The following is a 25,909-nucleotide window of genomic DNA, read 5'->3' on the forward strand; positions in this document are numbered from 1 at the left end:
ACTTGTCAACTCGTAACTAATCTTCTACCAACTCAAGTCCTTTCTGCACCGTTTCGTTCATCGAGTTTATAACCTGGAAATACTCGTTCATATCCCATAGGTCGCGGGCAATAAGGGCTTTAAGCTGAGTTTTTATAAGAGGAAGTGCAGTCTTGTATTCGTCCTCCTTATATTCCACACCCAGAGTCTTGCCAAGGGCTATCAGATCGGCTAGCATCTTGTCAGTAACTTCAAAACGCTTGTTGAAACGGTCGAATGTCTTGTATTTTTCTTTCCATTCGCTGCGGTTTGCGTCTATCAGTTTCAGGTTTTGCTGCACGATGGCTCCCTTGTCGCGCAATGCCAGATAATAGTCGGTATAATAAGTAGTGTCGATAGGTACAAAGTAGTCAGGCATTATACCTCCACCGCCATATACTATGCGTCCTTTTTTCAATGTCTTGGTTTTCAGAGAGTCAGGGAAGTGGATGCTGTCGGCACTCTGCATCTCGCCGCGGTTATATCTCTCTATAAGGTCTCTGTTATACTGTTCTATGCTTTCGTATGGTTTCTGTATGCATCTGCCCGAAGGAGTGTAATAGCGTGCCACGGTGAGACGTATCATAGAGCCGTCAGGAAGATCGATAGGTCTCTGTACGAGTCCTTTACCGAATGTGCGTCTGCCCACTACAGTTCCTCTGTCCCAGTCCTGAATGGCTCCCGTAACGATTTCACTTGCCGAAGCGGAGAACTCATCTACCAGAACTACGAGCTTGCCATTGCGGAAATCGCCGTTTCCACGGGCCTTGAACTCTGTACGCGGATTACGCTTTCCTTCGGTATAGACTATCAGTTCGCCCTTCTCCAACACATGGTTGGCTATTTCGATGGCAGCATTCAGATAGCCGCCTCCGTTTCCCTGAAGGTCGAGGATAAGGTTGCGCATACCTTTTTCCTGAAGCTTATGCAATGCTTCTTCAAACTCATCGGCAGTAGTGGCTGCAAAGCGGCTTATACGTATGTAGCCTGTAGTCTTGGTCATCATATACGAAGCATCAAGGCTGTAAACAGGTATCTTGTCGCGCTTAACGGTGAAAGGCAACAGTTCCTTCACTCCGCGACGCATAATTTTCAGATTGACTTTTGTTCCTTTAGGGCCACGAAGACGACGCATTATTTCCTCTGTGCTCATCTTCACTCCGGCTATTACAGTATCATTGACTTCTATGATACGGTCGCCTGCCAGAATACCGACTTTCTCAGAGGGACCTCCAGACACCGGTTGGATTACGAAAAGTGTATCTGTAGCCATATTGAACTGAACTCCGATACCGTCGAAATTACCTACCAGCGGCTCGTTCAGCTTCTTGACTTCTTCAGGATCGGAATAAGTGGAATGCGGATCCAGTTCCTCGAGCATCTTTATTATGGCATCTTCCACCAACTTGTCTTCATCTACATCGTCAACATATAGATTGGCAATGGCGAACTCTGCCAGCTGTAGTTTTCTGGCAGGAGAATTCAATAATTTATTCTGAGCCTCAACCATAAAAGTTGCTCCCAATAACAAGGATAATGTAAAAAACAAATTCAGTTTCATATCTTATTTTTTTTAGACGATGAGGTCAAAATGACATCATCCAAATGCGAAAAAACAGGCGCCTGAATCAGGGCCTCAAGAGACTCCCAAAAACGCTCTGTCGTTTTAGTCAAAACGTGCGTCCGTTTCAGTTTAAACGGGCGTCCGTTTTAATCAAAGCGTGCGTCCATTTTATATTGAATATCTGCAGCATCTTTAACATACCTGAAAATCAGCAGATTAAGTATAACTCCTTTTTACTGTATTCCCAGGTAGATAAAGTAAGATTAAAGTTTCATACTTTCCGGCAAGAAAGGACTTACATCCTTGCCGAACTGGAGAAGTTCGCGCACGATAGTAGAGCTTACCGAAGTCAGTTCCGGCTCGGTAAACAGCAGAATAGTTTCTATGCCTGCCATCTTGCGGTTAATGTCGGCAATGGTTTCCTCGTATTCAAAATCGCGCACTGTACGTATGCCGCGCACTATAAACTGCGCGCCACACTCGCGGGCAAAGTCTATTGTCAGACCGGAATATGCAGCTACCTTTATTCTAGGTTCGTCTGCATAGAGCTTGCTTATCATCTCCACACGTTTCTCTGTAGGAAACCATGTGCGCTTGCTGTCGTTTATACCGATACCTATCACCACCTCGTCCATAAAGGTAAGAGCACGTTTCACTACCGAGAAGTGTCCGATAGTAAACGGGTCGAAAGTACCGGGGAATATTGCTTTTTTCATTTAATCTATAAATTTACGTCTTCCTCTACCACCAGATTTTCAATGATGAAGTTCTGTCTCTCCATGGTGTTCTTTCCCATATAGAATTCCAGGAGTTCCTTCACGGCATCAGTCTTTCTCAGGGTTACCTGCTCCAGACGCATATCCTCGCCGATAAAGTTGCGGAACTCATCAGGAGATATTTCTCCCAGACCTTTGAATCGGGTTATTTCCGGATTAGGTCCTAGTTCATCAATAGCGGCAAGTCGTTCCTCGTCGGTGTAACAGTATCGTGTAACGTATGTACCTTTCTTCCTGTTTCTCACACGGAACAAAGGAGTCTGAAGTATATACACGTGACCTTTCTTTATCAGATCGGGGAAGAACTGCAGGAAGAATGTTATCATAAGCAGGCGTATGTGCATACCATCGACATCGGCATCGGTAGCCACAATCACCTTATTATATCTAAGTCCGTCCAGACCGTCCTCGATGTTGAGTGCAGCCTGAAGGAGATTGAATTCCTCGTTTTCATAAACCACCTTCTTGGTTAGTCCGAAAGAATTGAGCGGTTTACCACGCAAACTGAAGACAGCCTGTGTATTCACATCGCGGCTCTTTGTTATTGAGCCACTGGCAGAGTCACCCTCGGTGATAAATATGGCACTGTCCAGACGCGGGTCTTTTTCTTCATCCTTCTTGCCGGACTTCACATCATTCAGATGTATGCGGCAGTCGCGCAGCTTACGGTTATGCAGATTTGCCTTCTTTGCCCTTTCGCGTGCTATCTTTGTCACTCCGGCAATGGCTTTTCTTTCTTTCTCCGATTCCTGTATCTTCTGCAGCAATATTTCTGCCACATCAGGATGCTTGTGGAGATAGTTATCTACATTTTCCTTTATGAAATCGCCAACAAACTTATTCACACTCACTCCCGAAAGCGGATAAGGATTGCCGTCAGAATCTTTCTCAGGAGCCATAGTAAGCGAACCGAGCTTGATTTTTGTCTGGCTTTCGAATGTAGGTTCTATCACGTTTATCGCGATGGCAGCCACCAGACCGTTACGTATGTCCTGAAATTCAAGGTTTTTGCCATAGAATTCCTTTATGGTGCGTGCTATATGTTCCTTGAACGCGCTCTGATGCGTACCTCCCTGAGTGGTGTGCTGTCCGTTGACGAAAGAATAATACTCCTCGCCATATTGAGGGCTGTGAGTGAATGCTATTTCGATGTCCTCGCCTGTGATATGCACTATAGGATATATACCTTGTGCAGTCATATTGTCGTTCAGCAAATCCTCAAGTCCGTTACGGCTGACGATACGTCGTCCGTTGTAATAGATAGACAGTCCCGTATTGAGGTAAGTATAGTTGCGGAGCATCGTTTCGATAAACTCCGGACGGAAATGATAGTTCAGGAACAGTGTATTGTCCGGTTCGAAGAAGATAAACGTACCGTTCTCCTCGTCAGTAGTCGAAGTGGTATCACTCACCAGTTCCCCCCTTTCGAAAATTGCCTCGCGCATCTGTCCGTCGCGTACGCTTCGTGCAATGAATTTCACACTCAGTGCATTCACTGCCTTAGCACCCACACCGTTAAGTCCGACACTCTTCTTGAAAGCCTTAGTATCGTATTTACCTCCGGTATTCAACATGGACACTGCATCCACAAGGCTTCCCAAAGGGATACCACGGCCATAGTCGCGCACTGACACTCTGAGATTATCTTCCAGAGTGATGTCGATACGCTTTCCTACCCCCATCTTGAATTCGTCAATACTGTTGTCCACCACTTCCTTGAGCAACACATATATACCGTCTTCCGCCTGCGAGCCGTCGCCCAGACGTCCGATGTACATACCCGGACGGGTACGCACATGTTCCATGTCGCTCAAGTGACGGATGTTCTCTTCCGTATATGACACCTGAGGTTCCGAAGCATTAATATTCTGATTCAGTTCATCCATTGTATTTTTATTTTAGTTACTAGTTGACGAGTTACCAGTTGACCAGGTTCCCCTAGTATCTAGTACCTAGTCAACTTGTCAACTGTATCAATTTATTTTTCTCTTATAAGCGCGACGACGCTTGTGCTGTACAGGTTCGAATGCACTCCACTGCGACTGTACTTTCTTATTGTCTTCCAGTTCAGGATTACTTTCTCCGTATTCGAATCCCATTTCCTTATATACCGGTACAAGATCGTAGAACAGCAGCGCGTTCACACCCTTGCTCTGATATTCCTGCTTCACTCCTACGAGCAGCAAATCAAGTATCTTAGGTTTCTTGATAAACAAGGCTTTAAGCAAGTGCCACCATCCGAAAGGCAGCATCTTTCCCTTAGCTTTCTGAAGAGCTACAGACAATGAAGGCATTGATATACCTACTGCCACCAGCTCACCTTGAGCATCTTCCACAAGCGATACCATACGCAGGTCTATCACAGGCAGATACATCTTTATGTACTGGTCTATCTGTCCCTGAGTCATCTTTGAGAAGCCATAAAGCGGAGCATAAGCCTCGTTGATAAGATCGAATATTCTCTGACCGTAATTTTTCTCATTCAGTTCCTTACGTGTGAGCTTCTTGATCTTGAGATTATATTTCTGAAGAATTATTTCTGATATACGTACAAACTTTTCAGGAAGTTTTTCAGGCACCTTAAGCTTGAATTCCACCCAGTCTGCTTCCTTTTCGAAACCAAGTTTCTCAATATGGACAGGATAATATGGGTAATTATATATAGTTGCCATGGTACTCAGCTGGTCGAATCCCTCTATAAGCATTCCTTCAGGATCCATATCTGTAAATCCAAGCGGACCTACCATATATTCCATACCTCTTTCCTTGCCCCATTTTTCCACTTCATCGATAAGAGCTTTCGACACCTCCGCGTCGTCGATAAAGTCAATCCAACCGAAACGTACCTCTTTCTTGTTCCATGTCTCGTTGGCACGGTTATTGATAATGGCTGCTACACGACCCACCGGTTTGTCATCCTTAAATGCAAGGAAATATTCAGCCTCACAGAACTCGAATGCGGCATTCTTGTCCTTGCTTAGAGTGTTCACCATGTCGTCGTACAAATCAGGTACGGAATAAGGATTGTTTTTGTATAATTCATAATTGAGACGAATGAAAGTGCGAAAATCTTTCTTCGTCCTGACTTTCTTAATGATAATGGCCATTTTTGTTAAATTGAAATTTCGGCGTAAAGTTAATATTTTTTGTGCTTATTTCATGACTGTTACGGTAAAAATAAGGGATTTACCCGAAATAAGAAATTAGCAATATGGTTCGTCTATATAATTACAAGTTATATTTATAGATAAAATAAAAATGAATTTTATCGGTTTGTGAAATAAACAAATAGACTATATTTGCCATATAGACTTTAATTAAAGCGAATAGCACATGAATACAAATCCGGAACTCGAACTCGCCAATACACTGATAGCACAGACAGGTACAAACATATTCCTGACAGGAAAAGCCGGTACAGGTAAAACCACATTCCTGAGGACACTGGTAAAAGAATCTCCCAAGAGAATGATTATCCTTGCACCTACCGGTATAGCCGCAATCAATGCAGGAGGAATGACTATACACTCTTTCTTCCAACTTCCTTTTGCACCGTACATTCCGGGAACTGCTTTCGGAGGTGATGCCAAATACCGTTTCCGCTTCGGAAAGGAGAAGCTGAATATCATGCGAAGTATCGACCTGCTTGTGATAGACGAGATAAGTATGGTTCGTGCCGACCTTCTGGATGCCATAGACGATGTGCTCCGACGCTTCAGACGAAACAGCAAGCCGTTCGGAGGAGTGCAACTTCTCCTGATTGGAGACATACAGCAGCTTCCACCCGTAGCCAAGAACGACGAGTGGCAGATGCTTTCGGAATACTACGACTCGCCGTATTTCTTCTCAAGCCATGCGCTCAGAGAAACTTCATTCTGCACCATAGAACTAAAGAAAGTATATCGACAAAGTGATGCCCACTTCCTCTCTTTGCTGAATGCCATAAGGGAAAACCGCTGTACGGCCAATGACATAAAAGAGCTGAACAGCAGATATATACCCGGCTTCAATCCTAATAATGACGATGGATATATCCGCCTCACTACACATAATGTGCAGGCACAGCAGATAAACCAAAGAAAGCTGGACGAACTGCCTACACGCAGCTATAAGTTCAAAGCTACCATAGAGGGAAATTTTCCGGACTATTCATACCCCACCGAACTTGAACTGGAGTTGAAGAAAGGTGCACAGGTGATGTTCGTGAAGAACGACATATCGGGTATGCACCGTTATGCCAACGGAACTATAGGCCTCATTACAAATATTTCGAATGAAGGAATAGAAGTGACTGTAAACGAAACCGGAACCAAGGTCAATCTTGAAGAAGCCGAATGGGCGAATGCAAAATACACACTGGATGAAGAGACAAAAGAGATAGTGGAAGAGGTGGAAGGCACATTCAAACAGTATCCTCTGAAACTGGCATGGGCGATAACAGTCCACAAGAGTCAGGGACTTACATTCGACAAGGCCATAATAGATGTTTCATCATCCTTTGCACACGGTCAGGCATATGTCGCACTGAGCCGATGCCGTACTCTTGAAGGTCTGGTACTCAGCTCGCCAATCTCTGCCGGAGCCGTAATAAGCGACAGGGTGATAGATTCGTTTACCGACGAACAACGCAAAACCACTCCTACCATGGAGCAATGTTCTGCCATGCAAAGAGCGTATTTCACTGACCTGCTGAAACAGCTATTCGGATTCAGACAGATGGAAATATCACTCAACCATTATATCAGGCTTATAGACGAACATCTGTACAGGACATACCCAAAACAGCTTGAAATGTATAAGAATGAAGCCGAGCGTTTCAAACAGTCTATAACGGAAGTTAGTTCCAAATTCGAAAACCAATACACGCGTATGACCGCACTGGCCTCCGACTGCGAGACGGACAAAGCGCTTCAGGACCGCATATACAGCGCATCACAATATTTTGCCGAGATGCTCAGGCCACTTCAGGACTTGCTGGACAGTACGGACATAACATCGGACAACAAGGAAATTAGGAAAAGAATAGAAACGGCATTCGAAGAACTGACGGATGCAGTAAGAATAAAGTGTGCCCTTATGGAGCATGTACACGACAAAGGTTTCCACGTACAGGATTTTCTTCGCAAACGTGCCATACTAAGTATGGAAGAGACAAAAGCCACAGCAAGCAAAAAACGTGAAAAAACAGAAAAGAAAATTCCGTTTGAAAGCAGCGACATCGGAAATATGGAACTGTATCGTGCACTGGTGGAATGGCGCAGAAAAGAGGCTGCCGACCAAGGACTGCCGGCATATACAGTGCTCCAGCAAAAAGCCATTATCGGCCTGTCCAACCTAATGCCAAAGAATGAGCGCGAACTTCTCCGCGTCAAATGTATCGGCAAGAAGACTGTGGAGAAATATGGCAAGGATATTATGGAGATATTGGAGAAATACAGATAACAGGGAAAACGCACCAAAAACAGATGTTTTTTTTGGAGAAAACGCACCTTCATATCAAAAAAAATCCTGTCACCACTATATTTGATTGACAGGATCTTTTTCTAAGTTATATTATGAAAAAAAATTATTTAGCCTGCATAGGACACTTGTCACAGTCAGGACGATTCATACATCCAGGTTTATCACCATGCTTCATCATTTTATGATCTCTCATACCAGGTTTCATCTTTCCATCCATACATGGCTGCTGAAACACTTTCTGCAATTGTTTTGCATTTAGCACTTCCTTGAACTTCTTGAAATACTTTTTCTGCACATCCAATGCTTTCTGTCTTGCATCGAATCTGTCCTGAATAGCTTTTTCTATTTCGGCATCTGTCATTTCCGCTTTTTTTACATCCTTGTTCACAACTGGACGACAATCCTTCATGGCCTGAAGATATTCCTTGTAGAGCGGAGTGAACTTTGCAGCAGTTGCATCATCCATAACAAGTTTCTTCTCCATCATCTTTACATGTCGGTCCATCATCTGCTCTGGTGTAGGTTTCTGTTTTACACGTCTTTGTGCAGGTACATCTTGAGCGTTCTGTGCCATTACACTAAAGCTGCTTATTGAAACAGCCATCATTACTACCAATGTCATTAATCTTGTTTTCATAATCGTATAAAATTAGATGTTCAACTTTCAATTGTCTGATACAAAATTAATGATTATATATTGATGAAAAACAGATACTACTACGAATGATGGCAAACGGTATGAATATAGTGGTAAACTGCAAATATGTTAACTTTTCATATAAGCCTTAGGGGACATTCCGGTTCTCTTTTTGAAATATTTTCCGAAAAAAGACTGATTGGCAAAATTCAGCATATCACATACCTGCTGCACAGTATATTTATTACTTTTCAACAATGCTTTAGCCTCAAGTATCACATAGTCTCTTATCCACTCACCGGCAAGCCTTCCGGTAACATTCTTTATTACCTGTGAAAGGTATTTCGGAGAGATACATAATAAATCGGCATAATATGTTATACTGCGCTCCTGCATATAATTCTTCTGCACAGCTTGCATAAAGCGTTTGTAAATCTCCTGATTTCTATTGTACTCTGAAGAGTCTTCCACGTTATTTTTCATTTTAGTGAAATAATTATAGGAGTTATACATCAATACCTGGGTGTAGCCGTGCAAAGCACCTTCACGAAATAAATTATCGGTCTCAGCCAGTTTCGATTTCATCCTTTTGTATATATCCAAAGCCTCATCAATGAATCCTCTGTCAAGATGCAACACCGGATTGGTATAAATATGCTGCTGTATGGAAAGTGCCGTGTCAATATTTTTCACCACATTGAAAAAATCATCGGAAAAAGCTATTACAGCCATGCGTGTATCCGGTAGCATACTACAGAATTCGCCTATATTTCCTTTAAAGACCGTAATGGCATCACCCTCACGCGCTTCAAAATCCTCGAGATTGATTTTGACATTGATACCTCCCGACACTATGAGAATAGCTATTGTAAAAGATAATTTCATAGGATAGTTTACGAAAGACAATCCTCTAACATGTTTCTCATTTTCCGAATAATCAAAATTATCTATCAGTATCAGTTTGTTGTCAATGTGCTGTGCTCCGGGCTGTTTCGACAGATCACTCAAATTCAGGTTCAAAATAACGTTCTCTTCTTTCATTATAAATCATATTATACCTTTGGAAGAACAAATATATATAAAATAAACAGTTATACATATTATATCAATCCTTTAGACCAATTTGCTATTCTTTTTGATAATACAATAATATAAATAAATACTCAATTTTGCATTATAAAAGAGCATATTATAAACATAAAAAGCATATTGAGAATGAAAAGGAAAAAATTACTATGTCTGCCGGCATTACTGCTATGTCTGCTTTGCTCATGCGGTGAACATAAAAAAACATCTTTACCTGTTCATAGCGTGGAGGTGACAAGTCCTACACCATCGTGTAAAACCATTACAAAAAGTTATTCAGGAATAGTACGTGAAGCACACGAAATCAGCCTTGGATTCAAGACAGCAGGACAAATAAAACGCATTCACGTAGAAGAAGGTAAGTACGTAAAAAAAGGAGAGTTGCTAGCCGAACTTGATGACGAGGATTATAAACTCGGGGTAGAGGCACTGCAGATACAATATAATCAGCTGAAAGACGAAGTAGCAAGAACCAGAAAGCTGTTTGAACAGAAAAGTGTTTCTGCAAATGATTATGAAAAGGCATCTGCCGGACTCAGACAGCTTGGAGTGCAGCTGCAGGTAAACAAAAACAAGCTGGAATATACCAGACTGTATGCACCGGCAGACGGATATATACAGTCGGTAAATTTCTCACCGGCAGAAATGGTCGATGCCGGTACAGCGATGTTTACTTTCCTCGACGTTTCGCATTTGGAAGTAAAAACGGATTTGCCGTCAAGTATATACAAAGTTATAAATAATGTAACAGGTTATGACTGTACGGTTTCATCGGGAAAAGAATCTCAAACATATCCCATGGACTTTTTAAGCCTGTCACCGAAAGCCGACGGAAACCAGTTATATCAGTTAATTCTGAAATTCAGAGAGAAACCGGAAAAACAGATTACTCCCGGAATGAACATTGAGGTACGTCTGACTATAAATAAAGGGAATGACAGTAAGGATGGATTTAATATTCCTGCCTGTTCGATATTCAAGAGCAGTGACAACTCATGTGTATGGGTACTGAAAGAGGATTCCACAATAGAGAAAAGAATTATAACCATTGATAATAACTTTTCAGGAGAACAGGTTGCAGTAACAAAAGGCCTTGACGGAACAGAAAAGATTGTACGTGCAGGTGTAAACTCACTACAGGAAGGAGAGAAAGTAACAGTCATAGAACAACCTGAAAAAAGTAATGTCGGAGGACTGATATGATAAGAATTACAGAATACTTTATGAAACGGCCAATGCAATTCTGGTCGTTCGTAACAGCTATAATAATTGCCGGAATACTTTCTTTCATTCAGATGCCAAAACTTGAAGACCCGGCAGTCTCAGCAAAACAGGCTATGGTTATAGTACCATATCCTGGAGCGAGCGCACACGAAACGGAGCTTAAAGTGGCTCTGATGATGGAAGAGGAATTGCGGGCACTGCCTGATGTAAACAAGATAAAGACCGAATGCAGAAACGGAATGGCAATGTTTACGGTGGAATTCCAAATGACCGTCCTTACCAAAAATCTGGAACAGCATTTCGACCTGCTGCGCCGCAAGGTGAACGATGCATCCTCCAGACTTCCACAGGGATGTTATGACCCTATAGTGATAGACGACATGATGGACGTTTACGGTATCTTCTACGCATTTACCGCCGACGGATATGATTATCCTGAAATGTACAAATATGCCCAAATGATAAAGCGTGAACTGTCCGGCGTAAAAGGCGTGAAGCGAATAAATATTGTAGGAAACCGTGACGAGGTAATAAATATCACTCTTTCAAAGGAACAGATTTCAAGAAACGGAGTTATACCTACACAAATCATGTCCACTTTGCAGGGAGCTTTCAAGACAGTAAATGCCGGAAAATATCAGAGTGGAAACGAACTTATTCCTATTTATGTGGATTCCGAAAGCAAGGATGAAAACGACATCAAGAATCTTCTGATACAGACCACAGACGGTAAAACTTTAAGATTAGGAGATATAGCCAAAATAGAAAGGACATACTCCGAGCCTCAAAGGAACGGTTTCTTCGTCAACGGCAAACCGGCGCTCGCAATCTGTATAGCAATGGAATCGTCGGCCATAGTACCTGACGTAGGAAAGGCTGTCGATAAGCGTCTTGATGAAGTAATGAAGAATATCCCGGCGGGAATGAACACTGAGAAGATATTTTTCCAGCCTGATAAAGTGGAGGATGCCATTTCTTCATTTATGTGGAATCTGGTAGAATCAGTAGCCATAGTAATACTGGTACTGATATTCACTATGGGATTCCGTAGTGGTCTTATTATCGGATTTGGTCTGATACTTACGGTTGCCGTATCTTTCCCTATACTGTTGGTATGCGGAACCACGCTGCAACGAATATCATTGGGAGCATTCATCGTGGCTATGGGTATGCTTGTGGACAATGCCGTGGTTATAATGGACGGTATCCTTATAGATAAGAAACGCGGATTTGCGCCAAAGAACTACCTCTACAGAATAGGGCAGAACACTGCTATGCCGCTGCTTGGTGCCACAATTATTGCTGCATCCACATTCCTTTGTGTCTATCTGTCGCCCGACTCGGCAGGAGAGTATTCAGGCGATCTGTTCCTGGTATTATGTGTAAGTCTTCTGGCAAGCTGGATACTGGCTCTTGTGCAGGTTCCGGTATGTGCAAAGACATGGTTGCCGATAAGGGGAAAAAACTCAGGAAACAACAATGAAACGGTAATGAACTCACCGGTACACAAGTTCGTACGTAACACCATATCACGGCTTATTAACTATAAAAAAACGGCCATAGGAGTTGCATTCGCAATACTTATATTGTGTTTTGCAGGAATGAGCAAAGTCAAGAATCTGTTTTTCCCTGATTTCGACTATAAACAGTATGTAGTGGAATGCTTTTTCCCTTCTGCCACCAATCCGGATGTGGTACGGAACAAACTTCTGGAGATGAGCAATCTATTGTCCGAACGCAAGGATATAGAAAGAATTGCTGTCAGTCAGGGAAGCGCACCTGCACATTATTGTCTTGTCAGACCGATGACCTCTGGAGGCGACTGCTACGGCGAGCTTATTATCGACTGCAAAGACTATAATACAGTAGTAAAACAGATACCCGAAGTAAGACGTGAATTGAGAGAAAAATATCCTGACGCATACATACGCTGCAGGAAGTATAATTTCTCAATCTCTACGTCACACACTGTAGAGGTGGAATTTGCCGGTCCGGACCCTGCCGTACTGAAAGAATTGAGCTGCAAGGCAGAGGATATAATGAGAAAATGCGAGTATGTTGACCCGTATTCCGTACAAAACAACTGGAAGCCATACGGCAAATCGTACATCACAAAATATTTACAACAGGATGCGCTGCGTTCAGGAGTAGGAAGAAGTGATATTGCCAATGCCCTTATGGCTGCCACAGACGGAATGCCGGTAGGAGCAATAAATGATAAAGACAAGACTATCGTGGTAAACATGCTTGTAAGAAACGAAGACGGAAGCCGTATATACGATTTGAACGATATTCCTGTATGGAGCATGATGAACCTTCATATGTCTAACGACGAACTTAACTCTGCCATTGCTGGAGGAAAAGGGATGAGCGAGCTGCAAGATAAGATATTCCGCGCCACACCTCTAAGCCGTGTCGCTGAAGGAATAACAATGGAATGGGATGAAGATATCGTTATGCGCCTAAACGGACAAAGGGTTATTGAGGCAGAATGTGACCCAAACTCAGAAATTGACGAAGCCACACCGGCAAAAGTAGTGGAATCAATAAAAGAGGAGATTGAAGGCATTGACTTACCGGCAGGATACAGCATGAGATGGGTAGGCGAAGGAGAAGTACAGGGAGAAGCCATCAACAACCTAATGAAATATGTACCTATTACTATCTTCATAATCCTTGCCATACTTCTGTTGCTGTTCAACAGCTGGAAAAAGGTTATACTCATTCTGATATGTTTCCCGTTCGTATTTTGCGGTATCGTTCCTTCATTATTGATAACAAACCAGCCTATGACATTTATGGCAATTATAGGTATGATGGGGCTGATAGGTATGATGGTCAAGAATGCGATTGTACTTGTGGACGAAATTAACAGACTGCAGACAGAAGAAAAGAAAATACCATATACAGCAGTAATCGAAGCTACCGTCTCCAGAGTCCGCCCGGTATTGATGGCATCACTTACCACAATAGTAGGCATGATACCTCTCATTACCGACCCGATGTACAGCTCTATGGCTATCACCATAATGGGAGGACTGGCAGTAGGTACACTTATCACATTGATATTGTTGCCTATCTTCTATACGGTACTTTTCAATATCAGAAAAATATAGGTAACAAGGTCTTATAGCAGGTAACAAGGCTTCAGTTACAAGTTGACAAGATTCTATATCCGGATGGCAACCTCGTTGACTTGTCAACTCGTCAACTTGTAACTAATAAACTTTCAAACTCAAAAACTCACACATATATGAGATACAGGTTTTTTCAAATATTATTTACAACAACTGCTTTTATGTTTATCCAGAATATAAACGTAAAAGCACAGGAAACAATAAAGCTAAGCCTGGTTTCATGCCGGGAAATGGCTTTATCACAAAGCGAATCCCTGCAACAGGCAGAACATAAATACCAGCAGTCGCAACTGGACAATAAAATAGCAACTTCGGTTTTCCTTCCGAAAATCGAGGCTTCAGGCACCGGAACATACGTATTTCCGGATATGGACATGATGGGTATGGATCTCAGAATGCGGGGAATGTATATGGCAGGAATAACCCTTACTCAACCACTATACGCAGGAGGAAAGATAATGACAGGAAAGAAACTCTCAAAACTGGGAGAGTCTATAGCAGCCGAACAGAAAAGGATGACAATGATGGACGTGCTGGTAGAAGCCGACAATGCTTACTGGACACTGATTGCCGTCAGACAAAAGGTAAAAATGCTGGACAGTTATAAAGAACAGATGGATTCGCTGTATTCTCAAGTGAAAACCGCTGTTGGGGCAGGGCTAAGCACAGAGAATGAGCTTCTGAGGATAGAGGCAAGCAGGAGTGACATTTTATACCAGATACAGAAGGCAAAGAACGGAGAGGACTTATGCCGCATGTCGCTATGCAGAATTACCGGCATTGACTCAAATGCAGAACTTGAGCTTACTGACACGACGATACACGTTAATGAGCCTGGACTTCTGACAGCGGATATTAACGGACGACCGGAGCTCAATCTGCTCAAACATCAGATGGATGCCACTCAAAAGCAGATACAGATGTCGCGCGCAAACATGCTGCCAACAATAGGACTTGTAGCAGGATATACATATTACGGCAATATCAAGCTTAACAGTATGGTTGACGCAGGCAACGGAACCATGGTGCCGTACTCACAGGAATTCCGCGATGGGTTAGGGGCTGTAATGCTGTCAGTGAAAATTCCGATATTCGAGTGGGGCGCTAATCTGAAGAAAGTAAAAAAGGCAAAGCTTGATTTCAAGAATGCAGAACTGGAATTAAGCAGGAACTCACGGCTTATGACTTTGGAAGCTCAAAGCGCTCTGAAAAATGTTTACGACGGTTACCAACTTATCAGGACGGCAGAAGTTGGACTTAAACAGGCGGAGGAGAATTTGAGAGTAACCAATAACAAATACAATGTTTCGATGGCACTGCTTACAGACTTGCTAGATGCACAGTCACAGTGGAAACAGGCAAAAAGCAATCTCATCGAAGCACAAACACAGTATAAAATTTATGAAACCGAGTATTTAAGGGCAACCGGAAGGCTAAATCAGAATTTCTCTCCGGATTATCAATAATTATTTTCAAATAAATAATATCAAAAAGACAGCCACACACAAACAATCTTTATACTTATGTTACACATAGTGCTGTATTACGAATATTTTATTAACAGAATGCTATAAAATAGTATATAATACAGTTATTGACAGGCTTGCGAGAATTAAAAAATCAGAGTCATCACGTACAGATACCCGATTTTTTCAATTCTCAGCAAGCATTTTTATACCTTCATCGGGCAACGACAACAAAAGACCGATAACCTCGGCATAATTTTTCTGTCCGGACGAAATTCTGTTACCCTTCAGATAGATTTCATACATTGCCGACTGAATTTCGCCAAGCAACGGACTATAGAGAGAGGACCAATGCATGCGCTTCTCCTTATACTGTTTTATCACTTCCGGCCGGACACCGGAAATCCAGTTTTTATAATCCTCTTCATTCAACAGACCTCGCGCATTCATCAGCACATATGGAAAGAGACCGAAATAACCACTGTACTTAATCTCAGCATCGGAAGAAAGAAGACAAGTCTGATACGCCCAAAGATTTGCTTCCGCCTCGCTGCTTATTCCCAAAAGATGGGAAAGTTCGTGAGCGTATGTAAATGGATACTCCAACGGAGTAATCTGCATATTGATATGCGACTCGGCAAAGAACGGTCCCATAAATCCGAGAACACCGGAACCGGAATAAAGGGAATTGAAAAGTAGTGCCTTTGGATGCTGAAACGAACGGGGAGTGGTGAGCCCATAGACATCAGATACTTTTTTGTAAGATAATTTTATCTCTTCATGAACATGCTCCGCAGATACAGTATCAATATTGCAACAGTAACTGTTCAGACTGTCGGTATATGAATACAGAAAATCTTTAAAACGCTGTTCATCGTATTTAGCAGGAGAGACACCGGCCCTTGTGAAAAAACTTTCACGATAATAGTTTATTCCCCAACCGATATAAAACCACACGTATATCCATAAAAGTATTTCTGCCTCACGCAATAGAACCGTTTTCCATTTCAGTTTTCTGCGTATCCGCCATACAAACGGAAATACTACGACTGACATTATCACCAGTAAGACGCCTATCTCATCAAGAGAAAACGGCACAACGGATGATAATGCAGAAAGCACATATGACAATGACGGATAAATACTACGTGAATAAAACTCTGCGACACCTACATTCAGCGACGAGAGAATTACAAACAGAAAGAGCAGCATGAGCAGGGTCCAACGTAAATATTTAAACTTGAACATATATTTTTGAGTTTTTAGGTTACAAGTTGACGAGTTGACAAGTTAACGAGGTTGCCATCCGGATATAGAACCTTGTCAACTTGTAACTGAAGCCTTGTCAACTTTTTAATTATTAAGTTTAAGTGACGGCAAAATTATCTTTTTCTGATTAAAATACTTATTTTTGTAAAAGATTTTTCTAACTGATTTATAATCCAAAAAAACGATAAACGATTTATGGTATTGAACTACATCTGGATAGCATTTTTCCTTATCGCATTCGTAGTGGCAGCAGTAAGACTGGTCTTTATGGGCGACACAGGCGTTTTTCCGGCTATCATCAATTCGACTTTTGACTCAGCTAAGACAGCGTTCGACATCTCACTGGGACTGACAGGGGTGTTGTCTTTATGGCTTGGAATTATGAAAATAGGGGAACTGGGGGGAGTAATTAATATGTTCTCAAGAGTACTGAGTCCGCTGTTCACAAAGCTGTTTCCCGATATACCGAAAGGACATCCTGTGACAGGAAGTATATTCATGAACCTTGCAGCCAATATGCTGGGACTGGACAATGCCGCCACTCCGTTAGGACTGAAAGCTATGGAAGGACTTCAGGAACTGAACACAAAAAAGGATACTGCCAGCAATCCGATGATAATGTTCCTTGTACTGAATACCTCCGGACTTACCATTATTCCAATAAGCATAATGGTTTACAGAGCGCAACTTGGAGCCGCACAGCCTACAGATGTATTCGTACCGATACTGCTTGCTACGTTCTTTTCAACCTTGGCAGGAATTATCGCTGTAAGCGTTTATCAGAAAATAAATCTTCTGAACAGAACTATACTGCTGTTCTTAGGTGGAGCCAGCCTGTTCATAGCAGGTATAATATACTTCTTCACCACGCTTTCAAGAGAGATGATTGACATATATTCCACCACGACTGCAAATGTATTCCTGTTCCTGATTATTATCGGCTTTATACTTGCCGGGATACGCAAGAAGGTCAATGTTTACGATGCATTTGTTGACGGTGCGAAAGAAGGATTCACCACAGCTGTAAGAATCATACCATATCTGGTAGCGATACTTGTAGCGATAGGGGTGTTCCGCGCTTCGGGAAGCATGGATTATATCATCAACGGAGTAGCCACATTGGTTGGCTGGTGCGGAATAGACAGCGAGTTTGTGGCGGCACTGCCTACAGCAATTATGAAGCCACTGAGCGGAAGCGGGGCACGCGGACTGATGGTTGATGCAATGACAACATACGGTGCAGATTCATTCGTAGGACGTATGGCTTGTATCTTCCAAGGCTCTACAGATACCACTTTCTATATCCTCGCCGTTTACTTCGGAAGTGTAGGAATAAGCAAGACAAGACATGCTGTTCCTTGCGGACTATTGGCTGACTTGGCAGGAATAATTTCAGCCATATTTATATGCTATCTTTTCTTCGGATAAAAAACTAAAACTTATATAACGTATGATTACTTATCAGACAGACGGGGTTGAAATGCCCGACATCAAAAAGAGAGAAACTACAGAATGGATAAAAGCCGTAGCCGCCTCGTACGGTTTGCGCGTGGGAGAGATTGCCTACATCTTCTGCTCGGACGAGAAAATCCTGGAAGTGAACAGACAGTATCTGCAACATGATTATTACACTGACATCATCACATTCGACTATTGTGAAGGCAAGCGAATATCAGGCGACCTGTTCATAAGCCTTGACACTGTAAGAACGAATGCCGAACAGTTCGGAGCGGAATACGATACGGAATTGCACCGAGTGATTATCCACGGAATCCTGCACCTATGCGGAATAAACGACAAGGGACCGGGAGAAAGAGAGATAATGGAAGCGGCAGAGAACAAGGCACTGGATATGCTTAAGGAAATGAAATAATTAGAACAAAAGTAGTGGGGCGGGAATTTCTCGCCCTACTTTGTTAAATGATATTTGCAAGGGGGAAAAACAACGATAATTTTCACTAATTTTGCAACCAGTAATAAACATCATAATTCAATGGAATTTAAGTACGACGTTATTGTAATCGGTGCCGGTCATGCAGGTTGTGAAGCTGCTGCGGCAGCAGCCAATCTTGGATCCAAGACATGTCTGATAACAATGGACATGAACAAGATTGCACAGATGAGTTGCAACCCTGCGGTAGGTGGTATTGCAAAGGGACAGATAGTAAGAGAAATTGACGCATTGGGAGGATACATGGGGTTGGTGACAGACAAGACTGCCATACAGTTCCGAATGCTGAACCGTTCAAAAGGTCCTGCCATGTGGAGCCCTCGCGCGCAGTGCGACAGAGGCAAATTTATCTGGGCATGGAGAGAGATTCTTGAGAACATTCCTAACCTGCATATATGGCAGGACACAGTGGAAGAACTTATAATAGAGAACGGGGAAGTAACTGGTCTGACCACTTGCTGGGGCGTGACATTCTATGCGAAATGTATTGTTCTCACTGCAGGTACATTCCTCAACGGACTTATGCACATAGGACGCAAGATGCTCGCCGGAGGACGTTGCGCAGAACCTGCTTCTTATCATCTTACTGAGTCTATAACCAGACATGGCATCACTGCCGGAAGAATGAAAACGGGTACTCCGGTGAGAATAGACGCAAGAAGCGTACACTTCGATCTCATGGAGCCTCAGGACGGCGAGAATGATTTCCATAGATTCTCATTCATCAGCAAACCAAGAGAGCTTAAACAACTTCAGTGCTGGACTTGTTTTACTAACGAAGAGGTTCATGCCACACTGAGGAACGGACTGGCGGACTCCCCTCTTTACAACGGACAAATCCAGAGTATCGGTCCGCGCTACTGCCCAAGTATAGAAACGAAAATCGTAACTTTCCCGGACAAACCGCAGCACCAGCTTTTTCTGGAACCGGAAGGAGAAACTACACAGGAACTTTACCTCAACGGGTTCTCCTCTTCCCTACCTATGGACATCCAGCTTGAGGCTTTGAAGAAGATTCCTTGCTTTAAGGATGTGGTGCTTTACCGCTCGGGATATGCCATAGAATACGACTACTTCGACCCTACCCAACTCAAGCATACACTCGAATCGAAGATTGTCAAGAACCTGTTCTTTGCAGGTCAGGTGAACGGTACTACAGGTTACGAGGAAGCAGGCGGTCAGGGTATCATTGCAGGTATAAACGCTCATATCAACTGTCATGGCGGAGAGCCTTTCGTATTGGGAAGAGACGAAGCTTATATCGGCGTTCTGATAGACGACCTTGTGACAAAAGGTGTGGACGAACCTTACCGTATGTTTACTTCAAGAGCAGAATACAGAATCTTGCTGAGACAGGATGATGCCGACTTCAGACTTACAGAAAAAGCATACAAGCTAGGGCTTGCAAAACAGGACAGATACGACATCCTCTGCAAGAAGCGTGAAGAAATAGAGAAGATAGTGGAATTCACCAAGACCTACTCTATCAAGGCCGACAAGATAAACGATGGTCTGGAAGCATTAGGAACTGCAAGACTGGTTCACGGATGTAAGCTAATAGACCTGATAAGCCGTCCGCAAATTACGATAGAAAACATAGCTCCTCTTGTTCCGGCATTCAAGGCTGTTCTCGACAGAATAGAAGACCGCAAGGAAGAAATTATAGAGGCGGCCGAAGTACAGATTAAGTACAAAGGATACATAGACCGTGAGAAAATGATAGCCGACAAGATACACCGTCTGGAGTCAATCAAGATAAAAGGCAAGTTCGACTATGATACCCTCCAGTCACTGTCAACCGAGGCAAGACAGAAGCTAAAGAAGATAGACCCTGAAACACTGGCACAGGCAAGCCGAATACCTGGTATATCTCCTAGCGACATCAATGTGCTACTTGTTCTCATGGGACGATAAAACGATGTTTCACGTGAAACAATTTGTTTAAGGATTACCCGTAAATCACTGTAAATAAAGGAAAACGCATTAAAGTTTAAAGTATGGTTAACGTAAAACTTTAAGGCTTGAACAAATAAAATCAAAACCAATGAACAAAGAAACTTTAAGAAAGAACCTCCGTGAGATTCCAGACTTCCCAAAGCCGGGAATTCTGTTCTATGACGTCACTACCCTATTCAAAAACAGCGAGTGTCTTAGCGGTCTGATAGACGAGCTGTATGAAATGTATAAGGACAAAGGCATCACTAAAATAGTAGGAATCGAGTCAAGAGGATTCATCCTTGGCGGTGCTCTGGCTGCAAGACTTGGAGCCGGTTTTATCATGGCCCGCAAGCCGGGAAAACTTCCGGCAGAAGTAATTGAAGAGACTTACGAAAAGGAATACGGAACTGACACTATCCAACTTCATAAGGATGCCATCAGCGAAGACGATGTGGTATTACTTCACGACGATCTTCTTGCCACAGGCGGAACTATGGCAGCTACACACAGACTGGTTAAGAAAGCCGGAGCAAAAGAAACATATATCAACTTCGTTATAGAGTTGAAAGACCTTAACGGAAGAAAGGCTTTCCCTTCCGATGTTGATGTCACAACGATACTTGAACTCTAAATATTTTTTCAGCAATAATGGATTCGAAAGAGGAACTTAAAACCAGCGATTATCTTAAGGGAATTGTCTTGAACCTTCCGGACAGTCCGGGGATTTATCAATACCTGAACACCGAAGGTACTATCATCTATGTGGGCAAGGCAAAGAACTTGAAAAGACGCGTATATTCGTATTTTGCAAAGGAGCACCAATCGGCAAAGACAAGGATTCTGGTAAGCAAGATTGCGGATATAAAATACATCGTGGTAAACTCAGAGGAGGATGCATTATTGCTGGAAAATAACCTGATCAAAAAATATAAGCCACGATACAACGTCCTGCTTAAAGACGACAAGAGCTACCCTTCTATCTGCATCAGCAACGAGTATTTTCCACGTGTTTTCAAGACACGGAAGATAATCAGAAAAGAAGGTACATACTTCGGTCCTTACAGCCATGTTCCTTCAATGATGGCAGTATTGGAGCTTATAAAGAAACTCTATAATCTGCGCACCTGTCATCTGGCACTTACACCGGAAAATATATCGCAAGGGAAATTCAAGGTTTGCCTGGAATATCATATCAAGAACTGCAAAGGGCCATGTATAGGACTTCAAAGCCACGAAGAATACATGAAGCAGATAGCCGAAATAAAAGAGATTCTGAAAGGCAATACACGAATCATAAGCGACATGCTGATGGACGAGATGCAGAAGCTGGCAAGCGAACTTAAGTTTGAAGAAGCGCATAAGATAAAGCTGAAATACGACCTGGTGGAAAGCTACAGATCAAAGAGCGAGGTGGTAAGTTCAGTACTTCACAACATCGATGTATTCTCTATAGAAACTGACGAGGGAGTGGCATATATCAACTATCTGCACATCACGAACGGATGCATAAACCAGGCTTTCACATTCGAATATAAAGTGCGGATGAACGAGACGAAAGAGGAACTGCTCCAGTTGGGTATTGTGGAGATGCGCGAAAGATACCAAAGCCAATCGAAAGAGATAATAGTTCCCTTTGAACTGGATATGGAAATGAACGGAGTAACATTTACAGTGCCGCAAAGAGGCGACAAAAAACATCTTTTGGAACTGTCTATCCTGAACGTAAAACAGTATAAAGTAGATCGCCTGAAGCAGGCAGAAAAGCTTAATCCGGAGCAGAGGAGTGTAAGACTGATGAAGGAGATTCAGGAACAGCTTCACCTGGAGAAAATGCCTGTACATATAGAATGTTTCGACAACTCCAACATTCAGGGCTCTGACGCCGTAGCAGCTTGCGTAGTTTTCAAGAAAGCGAAACCAAGCAAAAAAGACTATAGAAAATATATAATAAAAACAGTAGAAGGTCCGGACGATTATGCTTCGATGCAGGAAGTGGTGAGACGAAGATATACACGTATTTTGGACGAGCAGGGCGAACTGCCGGACGTTATTCTGACAGATGGTGGAAAAGGACAGATGGAAGTTGTAAGACAGGTAATAGAAGATGAGCTTCACCTCAACATCCCAATCGTGGGACTGGCAAAAGACAACCGCCACAGGACATCGGAAGTGCTTGCCGGATTTCCACCGCAAACCATAGGAATAAAACAGGGAACTCCCCTATTCCATCTGCTTGAAAACATTCAGGACGAAGTGCACAGATTTGCCATCACCTTCCATCGCGATAAGAGAAGCAAGAGTCAGATAGCATCGGCACTGGACAACATCAAGGGTATCGGAGAGAAAAAGAAAACGGCGCTTCTGAAGGCTTTTAAGAGCGTCAGACGAATAAAGGAAGCCAGCATAGAGGAATTATCCAAAGTTGTAGGAGAAGCCTCTGCAAAGGCCGTAAAAGAGGAATTAAACAAGGAATAATTTTATCAGAATATGAGACTAGTTATACAGAGAGTAAGCCATGCATCGGTAACCATAAACGGCGTGTGCAAATCGGCAATAAAGGAAGGTTTCATGTTACTTGTAGGTATAGAGGAAGCCGACACTAAAGAGGATGCCGACTGGCTGTGCAAAAAGGTTATCGGACTGAGAGTGTTCGACGATGAAAACGGAGTGATGAACAAATCTATCATGGACATAAACGGTGAGATTCTAATCGTAAGCCAATTCACTCTTATGGCTTCTACAAAGAAAGGAAACAGACCGTCGTACATCAGAGCTGCCGGACATGAGACCGCTATCCCACTCTATGAATACTTCTGCAGCGAAGTAAGCAAGGCATTGGGTAAAGAAGTTGGCACAGGTGAATTCGGAGCAGACATGAAAGTAGAGCTGCTTAACAACGGTCCTGTTACTATTTTAATCGACTCTAAAAATAAGGAATGAATTTTAGTTAACAAGGCTACAGTTACAAGGCTTCAGTTACAAGTTGACAAGGCTCTTCATCCGGATGGTAACCTCGTCAACTTGTCAACTAGTCAACTAGTAACTCAAAAACTCAAGAACCAAAAAACTCAAAAAATATGACACTTGATGAAGCCCAGAAAACAGTTGACAACTGGATAAAGGAATACGGAGTAAGATACTTCAGCGAACTTACCAATATGGCAGTTCTTACCGAAGAGGTTGGAGAACTGGCCAGAGTGATGTCAAGAAAATACGGCGACCAGTCGTTCAAAGAAGGCGAAAACCAGGATCCGGCAGACGAAATGGCCGATGTATTATGGGTACTGCTCTGCCTGGCAAACCAGACAGGCGTGAACCTTACGGAAGCATTCAAGAAGAACATCGAAAAGAAAACTTCAAGAGATAAAGACAGACATAAAAACAATCCAAAACTATAATGCTTATGAGTTACAACGAAGAAAACATCTACGATTTTGAACAGGAACATGACCACGAGCATGAACATGAGATGCCTACAAGTGATAAATACACAGAGGCACTGAGCAAGTATAACACCGCCATAAAGGACGATGAAATAACTTATGCAACGGATAATATTCTGAATAAATATCTTCATGAGAACAATACAAAAGATGTAAAGAAATTTTTATTCAATTGCATAGACCTTACAAGTCTGAAATGTACAGACAGCGAAGAAAGCATACTTAAATTCACAGAGAAGGTTAATGAGTTTGTTGACAAATATCCTGACCTGAAAAACGTTGCCGCAATCTGTGTTTACCCTAATATGGCAGAAATTGTGAACGACGCTCTGGAAGCGGACGACGTCAAGATAGCATGCGTTTCAGGAGGCTTCCCGTCATCACAGACATTCACCGAAGTCAAAGTAGCCGAAACAGCCATGGCTTTACACGCAGGCGCCGACGAGATAGATATCGTTATGCCGGTAGGCAAATTCCTTAGCGGAGATTACGAGGGAATGTGCGACGAAATAGAGGAGCTGAAAGCTGTTTGTGGAGAAAAGCCACTGAAAGTAATACTTGAGACAGGAGTACTTGGAAGCGCTTCAAACATAAAGAAAGCTTCTATCCTGGCGATGTATGCAGGCGCTGACTTCATCAAGACTTCTACCGGAAAGGAAAGCATAGGAGCAACTCCAGAGGCTGCTTTTATAATGTGTAAGGCAATAAAGGAATATTTCCTTGAAACAGGAATCAAGATTGGTTTTAAAGCTGCCGGAGGTATCAATACAGTGGAAGATGCCTTGAAATATTATACAATAGCCAAAGAAGTACTTGGAGAAGAATGGCTGTACGAGGGACTATTCCGCCTCGGAACAAGTCGTCTTGCAAACCTTTTACTTTCGGACATAACAGGTGAAGACATCAAGTTCTTCTAAATCTACATAAAACGAAAAAGGACGGTTTCCCGTCCTTTTTTTATTTCTTTCTGTCAATTACATAATCAATATAAGCAGTCAATGCAAGCCTTATATCCTGTGGTATATATTCAGGCAATAAGTCTAGCGCCTTGTTTCTATAGTCACGCATAACCTTATCGGCATACTCTATCCCACCCTCTTTTTTAACCGTCTCAACAAACGACAGGATTTCGTCTTTGGTGGCATTCATTCCTCTTATACGCAAGGCTAAAGCATTCAAGGCTTCATCATTCATCTTATTCAGGACATATATTGCAGGCAGGGTAAGTTTACCTTCAACCATATCGTTTCCGGTAGGCTTTCCTATGTTTTCATCTTCAAAATAATCAAAGATATCATCCTTTATCTGAAATGCAATACCAAGCATCTCTCCAAATGATGCTGCACTTTTAACCTCTTTTTCCGATGCTCCTACAGCAACTGCTCCACACTCTGCAGCAGCAGCAAACAACGCTGCAGTTTTTCTGCGTATTACATTGAAATAATCTTCTTCTGAGAATTCCTTGTTCGAAAGATTGGCCAACTGTATCACCTCACCCAAAGAAAGATCCTGACCAAGATCGGACACCAGTTCAACCAGCTTTATGTTTTTGGTCAATGAGGCATGTTTCAAACAAGTAGCCAGGATATAATCGCCAACCAGAACCGAAAGTTTGTTATTATAAACAGCATTTACAGACTGCTGTCCCCTACGTTCACTACTCTCATCCACCACATCATCATGAACAAGACTTGCCGTATGAAGCAATTCAAGCGACAGAGCTACATGCCTTACCGAATCATCTATAACGCCATAAGCTTTGGCAACAAGCATAACCAATATCGGTCTCATCATCTTGCCACTCCTATTCTTTATATATGCAAGTACATTGTCAAGAAGCGGATTATCACTCTTTAATGACGAAACGAATAGCTCTCTGAAAGCCTCCAACTCATTTGTAATAGGTTGTTTTATTATATCTACTGTGTTCATCGGGA

The 25,909-nt window shown here is 42.6% G+C and carries 20 protein-coding genes; 12 read left to right on the plus strand and 8 right to left on the minus strand.

Features of this window, described 5'->3' with window-relative positions:
• Window positions 1-16: 16 nt before the first annotated feature.
• The 4 genes from OCV82_RS12625 to OCV82_RS12640 all read right to left on the minus strand — a co-directional run bounded on the left by OCV82_RS12625 (window position 17) and on the right by OCV82_RS12640 (window position 5,465).
• Window positions 17-1,579, minus strand: a complete 1,563-nt coding sequence (locus tag OCV82_RS12625) for a S41 family peptidase (RefSeq protein WP_154044721.1) — start codon at window positions 1,577-1,579, stop codon at window positions 17-19.
• Window positions 1,580-1,845: 266 nt separating this feature from the next.
• Entirely contained in the window at window positions 1,846-2,298 is a 453-nt protein-coding gene (gene coaD, locus OCV82_RS12630) for a pantetheine-phosphate adenylyltransferase (protein ID WP_154044722.1), read from the minus strand.
• Between the two features lie 5 nt (window positions 2,299-2,303).
• Window positions 2,304-4,244 carry a DNA topoisomerase IV subunit B gene (locus tag OCV82_RS12635; protein ID WP_154044723.1) on the minus strand — a complete coding sequence of 647 codons (1,941 nt, stop codon included), beginning with the start codon at window positions 4,242-4,244 and terminating at the stop codon, window positions 2,304-2,306.
• Window positions 4,245-4,331: 87 nt separating this feature from the next.
• Window positions 4,332-5,465 carry an N-acetyltransferase gene (locus tag OCV82_RS12640; RefSeq protein ID WP_154044724.1) on the minus strand — a complete coding sequence of 378 codons (1,134 nt, stop codon included), beginning with the start codon at window positions 5,463-5,465 and terminating at the stop codon, window positions 4,332-4,334.
• Window positions 5,466-5,691: 226 nt separating this feature from the next.
• Here OCV82_RS12640 and OCV82_RS12645 point away from each other — a divergent pair, with 226 nt between their 5' ends.
• Window positions 5,692-7,800, plus strand: coding sequence for an HRDC domain-containing protein (locus tag OCV82_RS12645; protein ID WP_154044725.1), 2,109 nt, complete (start codon window positions 5,692-5,694; stop codon window positions 7,798-7,800).
• Between the two features lie 124 nt (window positions 7,801-7,924).
• Here the strand turns inward: OCV82_RS12645 and OCV82_RS12650 are convergent, their stop codons facing one another.
• Entirely contained in the window at window positions 7,925-8,458 is a 534-nt protein-coding gene (locus OCV82_RS12650) for a hypothetical protein (protein ID WP_154044726.1), read from the minus strand.
• A 129-nt stretch (window positions 8,459-8,587) separates the two neighbouring features.
• The gene (locus tag OCV82_RS12655) at window positions 8,588-9,499 is read right to left on the minus strand and encodes a helix-turn-helix domain-containing protein (RefSeq protein ID WP_154044727.1); all 912 of its coding nucleotides are present in this window, start codon (window positions 9,497-9,499) and stop codon (window positions 8,588-8,590) included.
• Window positions 9,500-9,673: 174 nt separating this feature from the next.
• On the opposite strand from OCV82_RS12655, the gene OCV82_RS12660 reads away from it, so the two are divergent.
• The 3 genes from OCV82_RS12660 to OCV82_RS12670 all read left to right on the plus strand — a co-directional run bounded on the left by OCV82_RS12660 (window position 9,674) and on the right by OCV82_RS12670 (window position 15,371).
• The gene (locus tag OCV82_RS12660) at window positions 9,674-10,747 is read left to right on the plus strand and encodes an efflux RND transporter periplasmic adaptor subunit (protein WP_154044728.1); all 1,074 of its coding nucleotides are present in this window, start codon (window positions 9,674-9,676) and stop codon (window positions 10,745-10,747) included.
• A 20-nt stretch (window positions 10,748-10,767) separates the two neighbouring features.
• On the plus strand, window positions 10,768-13,884 hold the full coding sequence (locus OCV82_RS12665) for an efflux RND transporter permease subunit (protein WP_262543670.1): 3,117 nt from the start codon (window positions 10,768-10,770) through the stop codon (window positions 13,882-13,884).
• A gap of 137 nt (window positions 13,885-14,021) precedes the next feature.
• Window positions 14,022-15,371 (plus strand): TolC family protein, encoded by a 1,350-nt coding sequence (locus OCV82_RS12670; RefSeq protein ID WP_262543672.1) that lies wholly within the window; start codon window positions 14,022-14,024, stop codon window positions 15,369-15,371.
• A gap of 186 nt (window positions 15,372-15,557) precedes the next feature.
• Here the strand turns inward: OCV82_RS12670 and OCV82_RS12675 are convergent, their stop codons facing one another.
• Window positions 15,558-16,619 (minus strand): DUF3810 domain-containing protein, encoded by a 1,062-nt coding sequence (locus tag OCV82_RS12675; protein WP_154044729.1) that lies wholly within the window; start codon window positions 16,617-16,619, stop codon window positions 15,558-15,560.
• A 216-nt stretch (window positions 16,620-16,835) separates the two neighbouring features.
• Between OCV82_RS12675 and OCV82_RS12680 the strand changes: the two genes are divergently transcribed.
• The 8 genes from OCV82_RS12680 (at window position 16,836) to deoC (ending at window position 24,889) form a co-directional block, all read left to right on the plus strand.
• A complete protein-coding gene (locus tag OCV82_RS12680) occupies window positions 16,836-18,068 on the plus strand; it encodes a nucleoside recognition domain-containing protein (protein WP_154044730.1) in 1,233 nt (410 codons plus the stop codon).
• Window positions 18,069-18,090: 22 nt separating this feature from the next.
• Complete coding sequence (gene ybeY, locus OCV82_RS12685) at window positions 18,091-18,513, plus strand: rRNA maturation RNase YbeY (protein WP_154044731.1); 423 nt, start codon at window positions 18,091-18,093, stop codon at window positions 18,511-18,513.
• Window positions 18,514-18,633: 120 nt separating this feature from the next.
• Entirely contained in the window at window positions 18,634-20,505 is a 1,872-nt protein-coding gene (gene mnmG / locus OCV82_RS12690) for a tRNA uridine-5-carboxymethylaminomethyl(34) synthesis enzyme MnmG (protein ID WP_154044732.1), read from the plus strand.
• A gap of 130 nt (window positions 20,506-20,635) precedes the next feature.
• Window positions 20,636-21,160 carry an adenine phosphoribosyltransferase gene (locus OCV82_RS12695; protein WP_154044733.1) on the plus strand — a complete coding sequence of 175 codons (525 nt, stop codon included), beginning with the start codon at window positions 20,636-20,638 and terminating at the stop codon, window positions 21,158-21,160.
• A 17-nt stretch (window positions 21,161-21,177) separates the two neighbouring features.
• Entirely contained in the window at window positions 21,178-23,004 is a 1,827-nt protein-coding gene (gene uvrC / locus OCV82_RS12700) for an excinuclease ABC subunit UvrC (protein ID WP_154044734.1), read from the plus strand.
• Between the two features lie 12 nt (window positions 23,005-23,016).
• Window positions 23,017-23,469 (plus strand): D-aminoacyl-tRNA deacylase, encoded by a 453-nt coding sequence (dtd, locus tag OCV82_RS12705; protein WP_154044735.1) that lies wholly within the window; start codon window positions 23,017-23,019, stop codon window positions 23,467-23,469.
• Between the two features lie 137 nt (window positions 23,470-23,606).
• Window positions 23,607-23,927, plus strand: coding sequence for a nucleotide pyrophosphohydrolase (locus OCV82_RS12710; protein ID WP_154044736.1), 321 nt, complete (start codon window positions 23,607-23,609; stop codon window positions 23,925-23,927).
• A gap of 71 nt (window positions 23,928-23,998) precedes the next feature.
• On the plus strand, window positions 23,999-24,889 hold the full coding sequence (gene deoC, locus OCV82_RS12715) for a deoxyribose-phosphate aldolase (RefSeq protein WP_262543687.1): 891 nt from the start codon (window positions 23,999-24,001) through the stop codon (window positions 24,887-24,889).
• Between the two features lie 40 nt (window positions 24,890-24,929).
• Here deoC and OCV82_RS12720 read toward each other — a convergent pair whose 3' ends face one another.
• A complete protein-coding gene (locus OCV82_RS12720; protein ID WP_154044738.1) occupies window positions 24,930-25,904 on the minus strand; it encodes a polyprenyl synthetase family protein in 975 nt (324 codons plus the stop codon).
• Between the last annotated feature and the right edge of the window lie 5 nt (window positions 25,905-25,909).

Source organism: Bacteroides cellulolyticus (assembly GCF_025567135.1).
GTDB lineage: Bacteria > Bacteroidota > Bacteroidia > Bacteroidales > Bacteroidaceae > Phocaeicola > Phocaeicola cellulolyticus.